This window comes from Sphingobacterium sp. UBA7253 (assembly GCF_002472745.1).
GTDB lineage: Bacteria > Bacteroidota > Bacteroidia > Sphingobacteriales > Sphingobacteriaceae > Sphingobacterium > Sphingobacterium siyangense.
The window spans coordinates 11,574-13,341 of record NZ_DKSP01000231.1 but is presented as its reverse complement, the minus strand read 5'-3'; the positions used below and the strand labels follow the sequence as shown (position 1 = coordinate 13,341).

General features: G+C 37.9%; 2 protein-coding genes. Both read left to right on the top strand.

Annotated elements, in window-relative coordinates; genetic code table 11:
- The coding region (locus tag B2X72_RS24530; RefSeq protein WP_286851887.1) for a hypothetical protein at nt 1–350 on the top strand (350 nt) is incomplete at its 5' end.
- A gap of 121 nt (nt 351–471) precedes the next feature.
- Nucleotides 472–1,725 carry a hypothetical protein gene (locus tag B2X72_RS24525; protein WP_286851886.1) on the top strand — a complete coding sequence of 418 codons (1,254 nt, stop codon included), beginning with the start codon at nt 472–474 and terminating at the stop codon, nt 1,723–1,725.
- Nucleotides 1,726–1,768 lie beyond the last annotated feature (43 nt).

Genomic DNA, 1,768 nt, shown 5'->3' with positions numbered 1-1,768 from the left:
CATCAGGAATAGTCGATCCATCCGTGGAGCGGATGCAATATTCCTCGGAACTTTCTATTTGGGAAATCCCTTTAGACGCCAGGGTAAAATTTTTGAAATATCTCTACGCAAATGCGGGGCCTATGTTACACTTCCAGCAAAACGCAAACAGTTACGTAGACAAGCAGCATGGCATAGGTTTCCATATTGGACTAGGCGCAAAGGTTCCATTATCACAACAGTTTGCTGTCTTGCTGGCGCCACACTACAAAATGTACTCACTCATTCCTTTCCATTCCGAAAGAAATTCTGATCGAGCACGGGTTTTGGGAATTGCGGTTGGATTAAATTATAGGTTTGCCAAGAATTAATATAAATCACAGATTAAACAGCCTCTTCTGCCATTTTCACTACTGAAGAAAATTTATATCTTTATTAACAAGGAAACCTAAAATTATACTATTATTTACCGCAGGTTGCATTTAAATGATCATGAATAAAATACTATTTACAATCCTCTTTGTTTTGGTTTCTACTTTCGGCTTTTCACAGACCTTGACTAAAGCAGACTTTCTTGAAGACCTGGATTTTTTAAAAAGAACATTGCCTGCCAAACATACCAACCTATTTGCTAAAACCACAAAAGCCACCTTTGAGAAGCTCGTCGATGACATTGCCAGCAAAGCGGATTCGTTGAATTATGAGACCTTCACCGTAGCGCTCTTCAGGCTTATGGTAAGTATAAAAGATGAGCATACATTTGTTGAAGCAAAATTCAATCGGATACTTCCCATTCAGCTGGATATGTTTAACGATGAAGTATATATAACAGCTATAGATCCAGCTTTTGCATCGTTATTGGGGAACAAATTAGTAGCAATCAATAACCACAGTTTCAAACAGATTAATGCTTTGTTTAAGGAGGCTATCCTAAGTGAAAACCGTTCGTATTTCAATGATCATCTTCTCCATTTCATCAACAATCCGGCTTTTTTAAAAGGCCTTGGCATCATCGATTCGGACAAAGAAGCTGCATTCACATTTGTTGACCGGAACAATAAAATCAGTAAGATAAAATTGACGTCATCGAAAGGCAATGACCTAAAAAAATTAAACCTAACAGCTGGTACAGTCAATCTACTATCAAAAAAGAAAGCAGGAAACTATTGGTACGATTATGACGCTGCTCATAAAATCCTTTATTTTAATTATACGACATGCCGGGAAGATCCGGCTAAGTCTTTCGATCAATTCAATCAGGAGTTGTTCACGTTGATCAATGCCGAACGTCCAAATAAAATTGTGCTGGATCTAAGGTATAACAACGGCGGGAATTCCGGTATTTTAACACCATTTATTGACCAAATCAAAAACAGCTACCTGAATAAAAAAGACAGTTTTTTTGTATTGATAGGCAAGAATACCTTCTCCTCGGCTGTGATGAATGCCGTTGAACTGAAGAAAAATTCTAATGCAACCTTTATTGGTGAAGAAACCAGTGGCTCAATTAATCATTACGGAGAAGTAAGGGGATTTAGTTTACCAAAATCAGACATCGTGATTGCCTACTCGACGAAATACTGGGAAGTATGGAAAGGGAAAAAAGGACCTTTAAAACCGGATATCAATATCACGTATACGATCGAGAATTATATGAAAGGAAAAGACGAGGCTTTAATGAGTATATGGCCCCAACGACCGCGTCCTAAAGGAAAGCCAATAAGCAGTAGACTAATACTGCGATAAAAAATCTACCTTCCTGACAGGTTAATCTTTCCATCGTTATTAA